Below are 14,768 nucleotides of genomic sequence, written 5' to 3'. Positions count from 1 at the left end.
ATGGCGGAGGGAGAGAAACAGGAACTCCTGATCATCAAGCGCACGCGCGGCGGGTCGCACGAGCCGCACGGCGGCGCCTGGAAGATCGCGTTCGCGGATTTCATGACCGCGATGATGGCGCTGTTTCTCGTGCTCTGGCTCATCAACGCAACGAATCAGAAAACCAAGGCGTCGCTGGCGCGCTACTTCAATCCCGTCGATCTCGTCGACATGTCGACTCTGAAGCGCGGCATTCACGATCCGAATGACGGGCCGGAGATGGACGGGGCGGCCAATGGCGCGGCCTTTCCGAAAACGGTTGTGGGCGCGGCGAAGAAAAACGGCAGCAGCATGGGCTCCGGCCTGGGCGCGGCGGGTCCGCGCGACGTAAAGCAGAACGAAGCCGGGGAGCCGCGGACCGCCGAACCGCCGCCGACCCATTCCGAGCAGGCTTTGTTTCGTGATCCCTACGCCGTGCTGGCCGAGATCGCCGCATCGGGTTCGAGCGGTGAGGCCTCTGCCAGCGACGACCTTGATCAGCCGGATAATGACGCCAACGGCGCGGGAGGCGACACTTACAGCGATCCGTTCAAGGCGGCGGCTGCGACCGATAAATCCCCCGCTGCGGCCTCGCCCGGCAATCCGCCGCCCGCCGCTCGTCCTGTTGCCGCCGCTTCGCCGCCGCCCGGCAATCCGCCGCCTGCCAAGATGACACCAAGCGCGCCGCCGGCCGCATCGGAGATGCCGCCGCCGGCTGCGTCTACGCCGGCCGCCGTGCCTCGCAAGGCCGAGGTCGCCAAGGCCCAATCATTGAACAATGCCCAAGCGCTGGCGGTCGATCTGCAGGAGCAAATCACCAAGCTCATCGGACCGGCCGGCAAAGACAGCGCGAGGCCGGCGATCGAAGTAAAGGCGACCGACGAAGGCATCCTGATCAGCCTCACGGACCGGAGCGATTTCGCCATGTTCGCCATCGGTTCGGCCGAGCCGCAGGCGAAGACGGTGCATGTGATGGACAAAATCGCGCGCGTACTCAAGACCGTGAAGGGCGACATTATCATTGGCGGCTTTACCGATGGGCGGCCTTATCGATCGGCGCTCTATGACAATTGGCGGCTTTCTTCGGCGCGCGCTCAGATGGCCTATTACATGCTGGTGCGTGGCGGGGTCGACGAGAAGCGCATCGTCCGCATTGAGGGCTATGCCGACCGGCGACCGAAAATCCCGGGTAAGCCGCTCGCCGCGGAGAATCGGCGAATCGAAATTTTCCTGAAAGCAAAAAAATCATGAGACGCGGCGCCTTCGCTATCGCTTTGCTGGCCTGCCTCTTTGCTGCGGGTCTTGCCGGCGCGGCGCCATCGAAGCCGCCCTACCAGCTCGTGCGTTCGCTGCATGCGTTGCAGGATCAGATCGTGCTGGGCAATCGTTCGGCGCGAGCCGCGGTTTCCGCACTTGCCACCGATCTCGCCTCACGTCTTCTTTCTTATGATCCGTCGGTATGGCGCGAGCCGCGCAATGTCCGTGCCGTCGTCACCTACGTTCTGAGCGGCGGCGCGCCGCGGGTCGCAGAGGCCGTGCTTGCGAGCGGCAAGTGTCCGCCGCAGGAGAGACCGCTCGTCGAGGCCGCGTTGGCCTATTCGGAAGGCAAGGCGGCGCGGGCGAGAAGCTTGCTCGCCAATGTCGATCCGCGGACGTTGGAGCCGATCGTCGGCGGCCACATCGCTTTGGCTCAGGCCGCACTGGTCGCGGACAAGAATCCGGAGAAGGCCGTCGCGCTGCTTGACGTCGCCCGCGTCCTCGCGCCGGGGACCCTGGTGGAGGAGGCCGCCTTGCGGCGCGAGATTTTCCTCATCAACGCGACCGGCGACTTCGATCGTTTCATCAGCCTGTCCGGCGACTATATCCGGCGATTCCATAATTCGACTTACGCCGACAATTTCCGCGAGCATTTCGCCGATGCGGTTGCGCGGCTGAACATTGCCGGCGATTCGACAGAGTTGCAGGAGATCGACGATGCCTTGAGTGCGCTCAAGCCCAGCGATCAGCTGAAAATCTATCTGATGATCGCGCGCGGCTCGATTCTGATGGGCAAGATTCCGGCGGCGGAATTCGCCGCGGCCAAGGCGGAAGCTCTGGCGGCGCCGGATTCGACCGAGATCAACCGGGCCAAACTCTATGACGGGGCTGCAGAGGTTTTTACGCCCGCCTATGAAAGCGGCGAGGGCACGCTCGATTCCTTGAATACCGGCCGTCTTTCGCGGGAAGAATCGACGCTGAAAGATGCGGCGCTGTCGGTCTCGCAGCAAATTCACGCATGGCCGCAAATCGAGGCGAACACGCCCGCGGCGAGTCTCGCGGACCAATCCGTGCCGCAACAGCTCCAATCGGTCATGGCCAGTACGACGGCGACGATTGAGGCTGCTCAAAAGGCGCTCGCTGAAAGCGACGGTTCGGGAGCGCCCCAGCCATGAACAACATCAGCGGACTGACAAACGCATTGCCGACGTCGAATTCGCCGGCCTCAGATTCGAAATCCGGCGGCGAAAATTCTGCGGCCCTGCATGACGGCCGGCCGGACTCCTTCACCACGCTGCTCGCAGGATTGTCTCAGCCGCAGGAAGAGGCGGCAGCACCGTCCGCCAAGGGCACGCCGACGGGCACGCTTTTCAAAGGATTTGGCGGTGGCTTGCCAGACGAGCCCAGTCCAGCGGTCGCAGGGACGCCGGGCAACGAATTGACGCCCGCGCAATCGATGCACCAAAGCCTGCGGCTGGCGACAAATCTGCAATTGCAGATTCCGTCGCAATCCGATTCCCCCGATGGGAAGGCCACGGCGAAAGGGAGCGGCGCTGCTTCGACACCCTTGGTTGAAAGTGCGCCGTTGCCGGCAACCGCACATGTATCCGCGGGCCAAACCGGCGGCGCAATCAAGACGCAAACGCCCGCGGCGAAAATCGCCGATCCAGCGTCCAATGCAAAGCTCGCTGCCACAGCGACGCCGCTGTCTATTCCCCCCGATATGGAGGCTGCGGTCGATCTCGCGGCCGAGCAACCGGAGGCTGCCGCCGACGCATCGGGGATCGGCAAGAAGCCGGCCCATACGCATTCCCAGTCGCCAGCCTCTGCGCCGCGGCACAAGGACGATGGCGGCTCGCACTCACCGCCGGCGGCGGCGAATGCGATCTCTGCGACTGGCTTGATCGTGCCAGCCATCGCCGCTCCGCTCGCCAACGTGCCGGCGGCGCCGGGCGCGCAATCGCCGGCACAGCCGTCACGCAGCACGATCCTGTCGAGCGATGCTGGTCTCACACACAATATTTCGACGCGAGGCCAGGATGCCGCGGAGGACGCGGGCGACGACAAAGCTGCGCCTCTCAAGGTCGATATCGTCACACAGGCGACGCATTTCGCGCCGGTGGCGTCTCTGTCGCCGGCGCAGCAGATCGTCGGCGCCACGACGATGATGCTCACCGGCGCGGCAGGCACGAGCCAAGACGCGGGGGCCGCAGCGCCGGTGAGCTCTGCCTCCTCGGCCAGCCTCAATTCCCTGCTCGCGGCGGCGCAGCCCGCGGCGCCTTCGATCAAGACGCTCGATCTACAGCTCGAACCGCCCACCCTTGGCGCCGTGAGCATCAAGCTCAATTTGTCCGCCGATGGCCTTGCGGTGGACGTCCGAGCGAGCCAATCAGCGACCGTCGATCTTCTTGAGAAGGACAAGCAGTCGCTCACGCAAGGGTTGAGCGGCGCCGGCTATACCGTCTCCGGCGTGGCGATCGGCCTTGCGCCGGCGAACCATGCGGCCATGGATTCTGCCGGCCAGGGAACGCAGCAGGGTTCGTCCGGTCAATTTCTGAGCGGCGAGGCGCAAGCCAATGGTGGCTCACAGACACAAGGCGGCGGCGCCCATGATTCTTCTCGCCAAAACCAGCGGCAAAGCGCCTATGAGATTCAGGAATCGCCTCGGCCCGCGGCTCAGCGCACTGCTGGTTCTGGTCTTTATATATAATGGCGCAGCCGCCGCGCCGCAGGCTCTCGTTTGCGAACGGGAAATGACGCGCGCCGCGGCCAAATATGATGTGCCGCTCGGCGTGCTTTATGCCGTCGGGCTGACGGAAACCGGGCGGCGCGGAACGCTCAGTCCCTTTGCGCTCAATATCGAGGGACCGTCCTTCTTTCCGGACACGCTTGCGGAAGCAATGCAGCGCTTTGACGATGCCGAGCGCCGCGGCGCCAAGCTCATCGACATCGGCTGCATGCAGATCAATCATTATTATCACGGCAGCCATTTCCGCTCGGTTGCAGAGATGTTCGATCCGCACGCCAACGTTGATTATGCGGCCCGCTATCTGCGCGACCTGAAACAGCAGGAGGGAAGCTGGACTCTCGCGGCGGCGCGTTATCATGCCGGTCCCGATAATGACCCGGCGCAGAAGCAATATGTCTGCGAGGTCATCGCCAATATGGTCGCCAGCGGTTTCGGCGCATGGACCGAATCCGCGCGCGCCTTCTGTCATTGATGCTTCGTCCGCCGCGCGGCTCGGTCGATTGATGCGTGATTTGAGTCTTTTCAATCACATGCGTGTCGAAAAAGATTCATGCATCGCTGAAAGTCCCAAAACGCGACAGTAGCGTTTGACGGAAGCTTAGACTTCGCTAACACTTGAGTCGGGCTAAACAACTGATTCGGGGGGCGATTCCGTGCTGGTGATTGTGGATGAGCGGGACATGGTCACCGCTGGTTACGCTTGTCGCTTTGGGAGTGAAGGCGTGTCCGCAGCCAGGTTCTGCACCGACGAATTTCGCGAATGGGTCAAGACGGTCGCGGATGCAGATCTTTATGCGGTCGAGGCTTTTCTGTTGGGCGATTGTCGTGACCGCGAAATTTTGCCGAAGATGATCCGCGAGCGTTCGCGTGCGCCGGTCATCGCCATGAACGAGGCGCCGTCGCTTGAGCAAACGCTCAGTCTTTTCGCGGCTGGCGTCGATGATGTCGTGCGCAAGCCGATTCATGTTCGCGAGATCTTGGCCCGCGTCGGCGCGATCCGGCGGCGGCTCGAAATCGAGCAAGACCATGCGATCGTCGGTGAAATGCGTGTCTTCTTCGATGGCCGCGACCCCGAGATCAAGGGCAATGTCCTGCCTTTGCCGCGGCGTGAGCGGCGCATCCTGGAATATCTGGTTGCCAATCGCGGCCGACGCGTCAGCAAGGCGCAAATCTTCAATTCGATCTACGGCATCTTCGACGACAATGTCGAGGAGAACGTGGTCGAGAGCCACATCAGCAAATTGCGCAAGAAGCTGCGTCGCCATCTCGGCTATGATCCGATCAATTCGGTGCGCTATCTTGGTTATCGTCTCGCCGACGTCCAATAATTGCGCCATGCCGCATTCCGGTATCGTCATCTGAGGTGTTTTTTCGTTAACGCGAAGTGCGCGCCGGGCGTTTGACCGCTCCCGGCGCGTCTCTTTTTTGCGTCATGTTTTTCACAAGCCGTAGAACTACGCTGCTGTGCCTCTAGCGCAAGCTCCACACAAGTTGCTCGCCGTTTAATCCGCTCAGCAGAGCAGGAGAATCGGCGGATGAGCCTTTTTAGTTCATTGATGGCGAGCGTGTCGGGGATGAATGCGCAAGCGAATTCGCTGTCGACGATCTCCGATAATATCGCGAACGCGAATACGGTCGGCTACAAGCAAGCCGGAACGCAATTCGAAGACATGCTCAACGAATTCAGCCCGAGCGAATATAACGCCGGTGGCGTCGCGACCGTCGTCAATTACAATATCTCCCAGCAGGGCGATCCGACCTCGACAACGAACTCGACGAATATGGCGATCGAAGGCAATGGTTTCTTCGTCGTCCAGAACGCGAGCGGGCAGACGTTCCTGACGCGCGCCGGATCGTTCGCGCCGAACGCGCAGGGCGATCTCGTCAACGCGTCCGGTTTTACGCTGATGGGGTATCCGATCAATTCGAGTTCATCGCAGCCGCCGAGCTATTCGCTCAATCAATTGGTGCCGGTTCAGATTTCGACGTCTGCCCTCTCCCCTCCGGTGGCGTCGACGACGGCGACCTTAAAGGGAAATCTCGATTCGTCGGCTTCCGTCGATACGGGGACGCTCCCGGCGGCAAACAGCACGAGCTCGACATACACCAGCATGACGCCGGTGACCGCCTACGACAGTCTCGGTAATCCGGTGACGCTCAACGTCTACGCGACGAAGACGGGTGCCAATACGTGGGAAATGGACGTCTACAACGCGGCCGATGCGGCTTCGGGAGGGGGGTTCCCTTATAGTGCGGGTCCGCTGTCCACGACGACGCTCAACTTCAACGCGACGACCGGCGCTTTGACGACGCCTGCAAGCGGCTCCGTATCCGTTGCGGTGAGCGGGACGCAAACTGTAAACTTTAGCCTCTCCAGTCTCACCCAGGTTTCTTCCGCGACGTCGGTGCAAGGCGCCGCCAACGGCAATGCGCCCGGGACTTACGAAAGCGTGTCCGTCTCCCAGAGCGGTGTTCTGTCCGAGACCTTCTCCAACGGGGTGACGACGCCGATCTATCAAATTCCGCTGGGTACCGTGCCGAGCGTGAATAGCATGACGTCGATGGCCGGCGATGTCTTTTCGCCCAATTCCGCTTCCGGCAATATCCAGCTCGGTGCGGCCAATTCGCAAGGCTTCGGGACGATCAACGGATCGCAGCTGGAATCCTCGACTGTCGATCTGGCGACCCAGCTCACCAATATGGTCGTCACGCAGAATAGCTACCAGGCCAATTCAAAGGCCTTCCAGGTCGGCTCCGACATGCTGAGTCAATTGGTCAATCTGCTGAAGTAAAGCCGTCTCCCTCATTGCTTTTGAGTTCGTGCCATGAATCTGACGTCAGCCACGAATATCGCCCAGTCTGCTCTGTCGACGGTATCGGCGGAGTCGGCTGTCGTCTCGCGCAACATCAGCGGCGTGAACAGTCCTTCGTTTTCGCAAAAAGTCGCCAATGTCATAACGACGTTCGACGGCGGCTCCGAAGTCGTTTCGGTGACCAACGCGCAAAACCAGGCGCTCTTTGGCAATGTATTGGGTGCTACGTCGGCCTCTGCGACCCAGGCGGCGATTTCGAACGGTTTGATCTCGCTCTTAAATATCGTCGGTCAGCCGGGCTCCGATACCTCGCCGGCCGAGAAGCTGAGCGATCTTACAAACGCGATCCAGCAATATCAGGCATCGCCCTCGAGCAGCTCGCTGGCCGAGGCGGCGGTCACTGCCGCGCAAAATTTGGCGAGCACGCTCAATAACGCGACGAACACCGTGCAGCAGGTTCGCGAGCAGGCAGACTCGCAGATGGCTTCGTCGGTTGCGTCAATCAATTCCCTGCTGACGCAATTTCAGAGCGTCAATCAGCAGATCGTCACCGGGACGGCTATGGGTTCCGACGTCACCAATCTGCAGGATACACGCAATTCCATTCTCACCCAGCTATCGCAGCAGGTCGGCATAACCACGACGACGAATTCAAGCGGCGACATGTCGATCTACACCGACAGCGGCGTTGCGCTCTTTCAGGGCGGCACCGCGAGCAGTGTGACCTTCCAGCCGACCCAGACCTATACGGCGGGGACGACGGGGAATGCCGTCTATATCGACGGCATTCCGGTGACCGGAAGTTCCTCGAGCATGCCGATCCAAACCGGTGCGCTCGCCGGCCTCGCCACGCTCCGCGATAATGTGACCGTCACTTATCAGACGCAGCTCGACCAGACGGCGAACGGGCTGATCAATGCCTTCGCCGAGACGGACCCGACGAATTCAAGCAATACGTTGGCGGGCCTGTTTACCGATTCCGGCAGTACGGCCTTGCCGACCGCTTCGCAGGTCCCGGGGCTTGCCGGCAACATCACGGTCAATGCCGCGGTCAACCCCAGCCAGGGCGGTGATCCGACGAAGCTCGGCAACGGTATCAATTTCAATTTCAACACGTCGAACCAAGCCAGCTTCGGTACGCAGCTCGAAAAATATTTGACCGGCCTGTCCGCCACCCAGAGTTTTTCTTCCGCCGGCGGCATAGGCACCAGCAACACGCTCGCTGGCTATGCTGCGGCGTCGGTGAGCTGGCTCGATGCCGAGCAGCAAAATGTCAAATCTGAGAGTGCCTACCAAAGTACTTTGCTCTCGACATCAACCACAGCCTTGTCCAACGCGACCGGCGTCAATCTCGACGATGAGATGTCGCAGATGCTCGATCTCGAAAATTCCTATTCCGCGTCGGCAAAGCTGTTGACAACGATCAGCAACATGTTCGCCGCCTTGACCAACGCAATCAATCAGGCGACCCCCGCATGAGTTCCTTCATCTCGTCCTATTCGATAACCTCGGCGTTGCGGCAGTCGATCCTGACCGCGCAGAGCAATCTGGCGCAGGCACAACAAGAGGTCTCGACCGGCACTTATGCCGATGTGGGCCTCACTCTCGGCGCACAGGCTGGGGAGGACATCAATCTGCGCAATCAGGAAGCGTTGCTGCAGACTTTCACTTCGACCAACAACCTTACCGCCACCAGCTTAAACTCGACGCAAAACGTGTTGAGCGGGCTGCAGACGACGGCGCAAAATTTGCTGAAGGGTGTGATTGCCGGGACCGGTCAGAACGCGACGGGAAGTTCGCTTCAGCAGGAAGCGCAAAGCGCGTTGCAATCGCTGATTTCCGGCCTCAATACCAACGAAAACGGCAATTACCTTTTCGCCGGCACCAATACGGCGGTTGCGCCCATCACTGATTATTACGCGTCTGGGTCGGCAAACCAGGCTGCGGTCAATTCGGCATTTTCGTCGTATTTCGGCTTCTCGCAAAGCTCCCCCAGCGTGAGCGGCATAAGCGCGAGTCAGATGCAAAGCTTCCTGGCCACGCAGTTCGCGCCGCTTTTTCAGGGCGCGAACTGGTCATCGAATTGGTCATCCGCGAGCAACACGACGACGACGAGCGAAATCTCTCCGTCGATGACGGTTTCGACGTCGGTCAGCGCCAATAACTCGGCCTTTCAGGATCTTACGCAGGCCTATACGATGCTCTCCAGTCTCGGAACGCAAAATCTGAGCAGCGCCGCACTGCAGACGCTCACGAGCAATGCCGAGAATCTCTTGAACGCCGGCATCGCGGGTCTGACAAACTTACAAGCCAGTGTTGGTGTGACGCAGAGCGACATCACGACGGCCAACAATCAGATGTCAATCGAGCTGAACGTACTATCGACGCAGATCGGCAACCTCGAAAATGTCAACCCTTACGAGGCCGGAACCGAGGTTACGAACCTGCAAACACAAATAGAGACATCCTACAGTCTCACGTCGCAACTTACGCAGCTCAGCCTTGTGAAATATCTTTAGGTTGCGCGTCTTTTCCGGGGTGACCAACGACCATGTACCAGTTCTCTTATAAAGAGATAATGGACGACAGTACGCAGGATGCGCGCGAGCGCGAGCGTCAGGCCATGCAGCGTGCGATTGAGTTGCTTGAACTTGCCCAGCAGAAGGGCGTCAAGTCGATGGAGGCGGCGGAGGCGTTGAACTATCTCAACAAGCTCTGGCATCTCTTCATCGACGATTTGGCCAAGCCCGAAAATGATCTACCCAACGCCCTGCGCGCCGAACTGATCTCAATCGGAATCTGGATCACCAACGAGATTAACCGGATGCGGCTTGGCAAAAGCGAAAATTTCGGCGGCTTGATCGAGATTTGCACGATCATTCGCGACGGATTGAAGTGAGGCAAGATGCGGATTTCGCTTCGCGCGGGTGAAAGATTTTACATCAACGGCGCGGTCCTGCGTGTCGATCGCAAAGTGTCCTTCGAGCTGCTCAACGACGCGACCTTTCTGCTCGAAGCGCATGTCATGAACGTCAGCGATGTGACGACGCCGCTGCGGCAGCTTTATTTCATCGTACAGATCATGTTGATGAACCCGGCGGACACGCCGGCTGCCTCGGAAATGTTCGCGCAAGCCATAAGGAATAATCGTAAGACTTTCGGCGAGCCGAAAATTTTGTCCGGTCTCGATACGGTCGAGCAGCTTGTCTCCGAGAATCGGAAGTTCGATGCGTTGAAGACCATTCGCACGCTATTGCCGATCGAGGCCGCGGTTCTTTGCCCAGACGAAGATCCGGTGGCCGGAGCGGCGGCCTAAGGGAGACGATCATGACTGTTAATCCCACATCGCCGACGTCGCCCGCGACATCGCAGAATTCTTCGAATACCCAGCAGTCACAAAACGCAGCCGCTTCGGCGACCGTGAATTACAACCAATTTCTACAATTGCTCGTTGCCGAATTACAGAACCAAGACCCGACCAATCCGACTGATCCGACCCAATATATGAGCCAGCTCGCGTCATTTTCGCAGGTCGAGCAGCAGATCCAGACCAATTCGAAGCTCGACACGATGCTGACTGCGAATGCGCTTTCCCAGGCCGAGCAGATGATCGGACAGAAGGTGACGTCGCCTGACGGATCGTCGACCGGCACAGTCGAATCCGTCAACCTGAATTCGAGCGGCGGGACGACCGCGACGCTGAGCGACGGCAACACCGTCAATCTAACAACAGGCAGCAGCGCCGCGACGACGACGACATTGAGCGACGGCACGGCATTCACCTTGCCGGCGGGCCTGACGATCAACTGACGATGAATGAAGCCGACGCCCTTGAGCTCTCGCGCCAGGCTATCTGGACCGTCATTGTCGTCGCGGGGCCGTCCATCTGCGCGGCGATGCTGGTCGGCATCGTCATCGCGCTGTTCCAGGCTCTGACTCAAATTCAAGAGGCGACGTTGACCTTCGTGCCGAAGATCATCGTCGTCTTGGCAGCGTTGACGGTAACGGCATCCTTCATCGGCGGCGAGATGTATCTCTTCACGGAGCACGTCTATTCGCGGGTCGAAAAGGGTTATTAGGCGCTGAGCGAATAGGTGGGGCATGGCGGGAGCAGCGGCCGAAGCGCAATTGGCGCTTGAGCGCAAAAGCGGTGCGCGGGATATCGGTTTTGCGACCGGCATTCTGGCGATTCTGTCCGTCTTCTTTCTGCCGATCCCGCCGTTCATCATCGATATAGGGCTGGCGTTTTCCATCGCGCTGGCGGTGCTCATTCTGATGCTCGCGCTGTGGATTCAGCGGCCGCTCGATTTTTCATCCTTTCCAACGGTTCTGCTCGTCGCGACCTTGTTGCGGCTGTCGCTGAACATCGCGACGACCCGGCTGATTCTTTCGAATGGGCCTGAGGGGACCACCGCCGCCGGCTATGTGATCGGCGGTTTCTCGAGCCTTGTGATGAGCGGTGATTTCGTCATCGGGCTCATCGTCTTCGCGATCATCATCACGGTCAATTTCGTCGTCATCACGAAAGGCGCGACGCGTATCGCGGAAGTCGGCGCGCGTTTCACGCTCGACGCCATTCCGGGCAAGCAGATGGCGATCGATGCCGATCTCTCATCCGGTACGATCGACGAGAAGGAGGCGCAGCGCCGGCGCCGCGAGCTCGAAGAGGAGAGCGCTTTTTTCGGCTCGATGGACGGCGCGTCGAAATTCGTACGCGGCGATGCGATCGCCGGCCTGATCATTTTGGCGGTGAATATTTTTGGCGGCATTGTCATCGGCGCGACGCGCTATGACATGCCGCTGTCGCAGGCCGCCGATGTCTTCACCAAGCTCTCGGTTGGCGATGGGCTTGTTACGCAAATCCCCGCGCTGATCGTCTCGCTCGCGGCCGGTCTGCTCGTCTCCAAGGGCGGCACGCGCGGCTCGGCCGAGCAGGCGGTGCTTGGCCAGTTGGTGAAATACCCCAAGGCGCTTTTCGTTGCCGCGGGTCTCATGTTCACGCTCGGCCTTATGCCCGGCCTGCCGTTCTTTCCCTTCGCCTTGCTCGGCGGCCTGATGGGCTTTGCCGGCTATACGATTCCGGCGCGACTGGCACGCCAGGCTGCGGCGGAAAGCGCTTCGGCCGCTGCGGCCGAACAACGGGCGCAGAAGGAGGCGCGCGAGTCCGTCAAGGAATCGCTGAAGTCGGTCGAAATCGAGCTCTGCCTCGGCAAGCAGCTTTCGATACGCATGCTGGCTGCGCAAGGCGAACTCGCGCATCGCGTGACGAAGATGCGGCGTAAATTCGCGCACCAATATGGCTTCGTCGTGCCGGACATCAAAGTCTCTGACAATTTGTCGGTGCCGACCAAAAGCTATCAGATCAAAATTCACGGCACGATCGTCGCGTCCTTTACGATGATGATCGGCCACCTGCTCGTCGTCGTCGGCGATGGCCGCCGGCCGGATCTACCGGGCGAGGAGGTGCGCGAGCCGGCCTTCGGCATGAAAGCGGTGTGGATCTCCGAGGCCTATGCGGGCGAGTTGAAACGCCAGGGCTTTGAGGCGATCGACAATATGTCGGTGCTGCTCACGCATCTGAGCGAGGTCATCCGCAACAATCTCTCGCAATTGCTTTCCTATAAGGACATGCGCGCCTTGTTCGAGCGTCTGGGCCCGGAATACAAGCGCCTGCTCGATGACATCTGTCCCTCGCAGATTTCTTATTCCGGGCTTCAAGCCGTGCTGAAGCTTCTTCTCGCCGAGCGCGTTTCGATCCGCAATCTGCAATTGATTCTCGAAGCTATTGCCGAGATCGCGCCGCATGTGCGCCGGGCCGAGCAGGTGACGGAACATGTGCGCATGCGCATTGCGCAGCAAATCTGCGGCGATTTGCTCGATCATGGCGCATTGAAGGTTCTGCGGCTCGGCAACCGCTGGGACCTCGCCTTCCATCAAAGTCTCAAGCGAGACATGAAAGGCGATGTCATCGAATTCGACCTCGATCCCGGCATGGTCGAACAATTCGGCAATGAAGCCTCGGTCGCTATTCGCGAGCGGATGGACAAGGGCCACGCCTTTGTGTTGGTCACGACGCCGGAAGCGCGGCCCTATGTGCGCATGGTCATCGAGCGGCTGTTTGCGACGTTGCCGGTTCTATCGCATCTCGAGATCGCCCGCGGCGTCGAAATCAAGTCGCTCGGGACGATCGCGTGAGCGCGATTGGATCGACGACCGTCCTGACGGCCTTCATCCTGTTCTGCCGCATCAGCGGTTGCCTGATGCTGATGCCGGGTTTTTCGAGTCCGCGCGTGCCGGTGATGGTGCGGCTCTTCCTTTGCGTCGCCTTGACGCTGGCGCTGACTCCTTTTCTCGGCGGCGCAATCGAAAAACTCGTCCGCGATGCTTCGGCTTTGGCATTGTTGCGGCTGATCATTTCGGAGACGCTCATCGGGGGCCTGATCGGTCTGATGGGGCGCATTTTCTTTGCTGCTTTGGAGACGCTCGGGACCTCGATCGCCATGCAAATCGGGCTCGCCAACGCGCTCGGCGCACCGGTCGATGATTCGGAGCCCTTGCCCTCGATCGCCGACTTCTTGACCTTTCTCGCGACGGCCCTGCTGTTCGTGACCGATTTGCACCTCGAAGTCATCCGCGGCATCGTCGCGTCTTACCGGACGCTGCCGGTCGCGTCGGGGTTCGGCGCTCAATTCGGTCTCATTCAGGTCGCTGACACGCTGTCGAAGTCATTTTTTTTAGGCCTGCGCGTTGCCAGCCCCTTCATTCTCTTCGGTCTCGTCTTCAATCTTGCCGTGGGGCTCGCCAACAAGCTGACGCCGCAGATCCAGGTCTATTTCATTGCGACTCCCTTTGCGGTGGCGGGAGGAATGTTCCTGTTATACTTCACCTTCAAGCAGGTCATTGAGCTTTTCATGGCGGGGTTCGCGAATTGGCTGGCAGGCGGCTAGGATGGAAAAGAGGCTCGCCGCGCTGCGCCGGATGCAGGCCTTGCAGAACGATATTCGCCGCCTCGGCGAATTAAAGCTCGCGGCGCTTCAAAACCAGCGCGCCAGCGCCGAGCAAACCGAGGCGCGGCTCGTCTCCTATCTCGACGAGAATCACATCTACACGCCGGCCTATATGAAGACCATCGCCGATAAGCTACAGGCGGTCGGGCGCGCCAAACGGCGCCTGACCCAAGAGGCAGAGAATCAGGCGAAAGTTCTGCTCGAATGCCGGCGGCGCATGGGGCAGGTGGAGCGCGCTCTCGACCATGTCGCCGAGGACGTGCGCCGCGCCGAAGAACGGCGCGAGCTCGACGCGGCGATCGAAGCCGAACTCAATCGTAAAGGCGCAAGCCTCCCGTAAGCCACGTGGCCCATCTTCAGCCTGCAACCTATTGCAGCGCAGAGAGGATGGTTGCGTGTCGATCAAGCCGCCTTCGGATATTCTTCTCGATGTCGCCCGCGCCGCCGATCCGGCGAAGTCGTCGGCGGCAATGGAGCGCCTTACGCGTCTTGCGGCGGACTCCGGCGTTGATAATACGCAATTCAGCGATATCTTGAGTCATGTCGATACGCCACGCGCGGCGTCCAACGCGGCTTCTTTGCCGGCGCTCGCCGAACCGCGCTTTGCCAACACGCAGCCGGAAAAGACCAAGGACGCGGCTGAGACCAAGGCCTATCAGGGCATCGCCGCGCTGCTCCTCGAGAACCTTGTCGAAAACATGCTGCCGGAGAGCGACGAATTCTTCGGCTCGGAAGCCGGTGCGGGCATTTGGCGCTCGATGCTCGCGCAAGAACTGGGAACGAATCTGTCGAAGAGCGTCGACCTCGGCATTGCTCCCAAGCATATCAAATCAAGCCACACGCATCACGGCTGGCGGCCCGGCGGCGAGTTGCAGGCCTCGCTCGCACCCTTGCCGCTTCCCGGCGCTAAACATTCGTGATGAG

Annotated in this window: 16 protein-coding genes; all 16 read left to right on the top strand. The window is 60.3% G+C overall.

The window, feature by feature from the left end:
- The gene (locus Q0025_RS06835) at window positions 1-1,269 is read left to right on the top strand and encodes a MotB family protein (protein WP_297297334.1); all 1,269 of its coding nucleotides are present in this window, start codon (window positions 1-3) and stop codon (window positions 1,267-1,269) included.
- On the top strand, window positions 1,266-2,450 hold the full coding sequence (locus Q0025_RS06830; RefSeq protein ID WP_297297332.1) for a chemotaxis protein MotC: 1,185 nt from the start codon (window positions 1,266-1,268) through the stop codon (window positions 2,448-2,450). The genes Q0025_RS06835 and Q0025_RS06830 overlap by 4 nt, the downstream gene beginning before the upstream one ends.
- Window positions 2,447-3,985, top strand: coding sequence for a flagellar hook-length control protein FliK (locus Q0025_RS06825; protein ID WP_297297330.1), 1,539 nt, complete (start codon window positions 2,447-2,449; stop codon window positions 3,983-3,985). The genes Q0025_RS06830 and Q0025_RS06825 overlap by 4 nt, the downstream gene beginning before the upstream one ends.
- A complete protein-coding gene (locus Q0025_RS06820; protein ID WP_297297394.1) occupies window positions 3,960-4,496 on the top strand; it encodes a transglycosylase SLT domain-containing protein in 537 nt (178 codons plus the stop codon). Before Q0025_RS06825 ends, Q0025_RS06820 begins: the two co-directional genes overlap by 26 nt.
- Before the next feature lie 181 nt (window positions 4,497-4,677).
- On the top strand, window positions 4,678-5,352 hold the full coding sequence (locus tag Q0025_RS06815) for a response regulator transcription factor (RefSeq protein WP_297297328.1): 675 nt from the start codon (window positions 4,678-4,680) through the stop codon (window positions 5,350-5,352).
- Window positions 5,353-5,559: 207 nt separating this feature from the next.
- Entirely contained in the window at window positions 5,560-6,816 is a 1,257-nt protein-coding gene (locus Q0025_RS06810) for a flagellar hook protein FlgE (RefSeq protein WP_297297327.1), read from the top strand.
- A 33-nt stretch (window positions 6,817-6,849) separates the two neighbouring features.
- Window positions 6,850-8,316 (top strand): flagellar hook-associated protein FlgK, encoded by a 1,467-nt coding sequence (gene flgK / locus Q0025_RS06805; protein WP_297297325.1) that lies wholly within the window; start codon window positions 6,850-6,852, stop codon window positions 8,314-8,316.
- Entirely contained in the window at window positions 8,313-9,356 is a 1,044-nt protein-coding gene (locus Q0025_RS06800; protein WP_297297323.1) for a flagellar hook-associated family protein, read from the top strand. Before flgK ends, Q0025_RS06800 begins: the two co-directional genes overlap by 4 nt.
- 32 nt (window positions 9,357-9,388) lie before the next feature.
- The gene (flaF, locus tag Q0025_RS06795; RefSeq protein WP_297297321.1) at window positions 9,389-9,736 is read left to right on the top strand and encodes a flagellar biosynthesis regulator FlaF; all 348 of its coding nucleotides are present in this window, start codon (window positions 9,389-9,391) and stop codon (window positions 9,734-9,736) included.
- 6 nt (window positions 9,737-9,742) lie between these two features.
- Window positions 9,743-10,153: a flagellar biosynthesis repressor FlbT gene (flbT, locus tag Q0025_RS06790; protein WP_297297318.1), complete on the top strand. Its 411-nt coding sequence runs from the start codon at window positions 9,743-9,745 to the stop codon at window positions 10,151-10,153.
- Window positions 10,154-10,164: 11 nt separating this feature from the next.
- Window positions 10,165-10,647, top strand: a complete 483-nt coding sequence (gene flgD / locus Q0025_RS06785) for a flagellar hook assembly protein FlgD (RefSeq protein ID WP_297297316.1) — start codon at window positions 10,165-10,167, stop codon at window positions 10,645-10,647.
- A gap of 2 nt (window positions 10,648-10,649) precedes the next feature.
- Entirely contained in the window at window positions 10,650-10,916 is a 267-nt protein-coding gene (fliQ, locus tag Q0025_RS06780; RefSeq protein WP_297297314.1) for a flagellar biosynthesis protein FliQ, read from the top strand.
- Between the two features lie 22 nt (window positions 10,917-10,938).
- Window positions 10,939-13,032: a flagellar biosynthesis protein FlhA gene (gene flhA / locus Q0025_RS06775; RefSeq protein ID WP_297297312.1), complete on the top strand. Its 2,094-nt coding sequence runs from the start codon at window positions 10,939-10,941 to the stop codon at window positions 13,030-13,032.
- A complete protein-coding gene (gene fliR, locus Q0025_RS06770; protein WP_297297310.1) occupies window positions 13,029-13,784 on the top strand; it encodes a flagellar biosynthetic protein FliR in 756 nt (251 codons plus the stop codon). The genes flhA and fliR overlap by 4 nt, the downstream gene beginning before the upstream one ends.
- A gap of 1 nt (window position 13,785) precedes the next feature.
- Window positions 13,786-14,184, top strand: a complete 399-nt coding sequence (locus Q0025_RS06765; RefSeq protein ID WP_297297308.1) for a hypothetical protein — start codon at window positions 13,786-13,788, stop codon at window positions 14,182-14,184.
- Between the two features lie 55 nt (window positions 14,185-14,239).
- Window positions 14,240-14,764, top strand: a complete 525-nt coding sequence (locus Q0025_RS06760; protein WP_297297306.1) for a rod-binding protein — start codon at window positions 14,240-14,242, stop codon at window positions 14,762-14,764.
- The last annotated feature ends 4 nt before the right edge of the window (window positions 14,765-14,768 follow it).

The sequence above is a fragment of the uncultured Methylovirgula sp. genome, assembly GCF_947646745.1.
In the GTDB taxonomy this organism is placed as follows: Bacteria; Pseudomonadota; Alphaproteobacteria; order Rhizobiales; family Beijerinckiaceae; genus Methylovirgula.
Note: the sequence above shows the minus strand (reverse complement) of the source record. Positions and strands in the feature narration are given on the sequence as shown.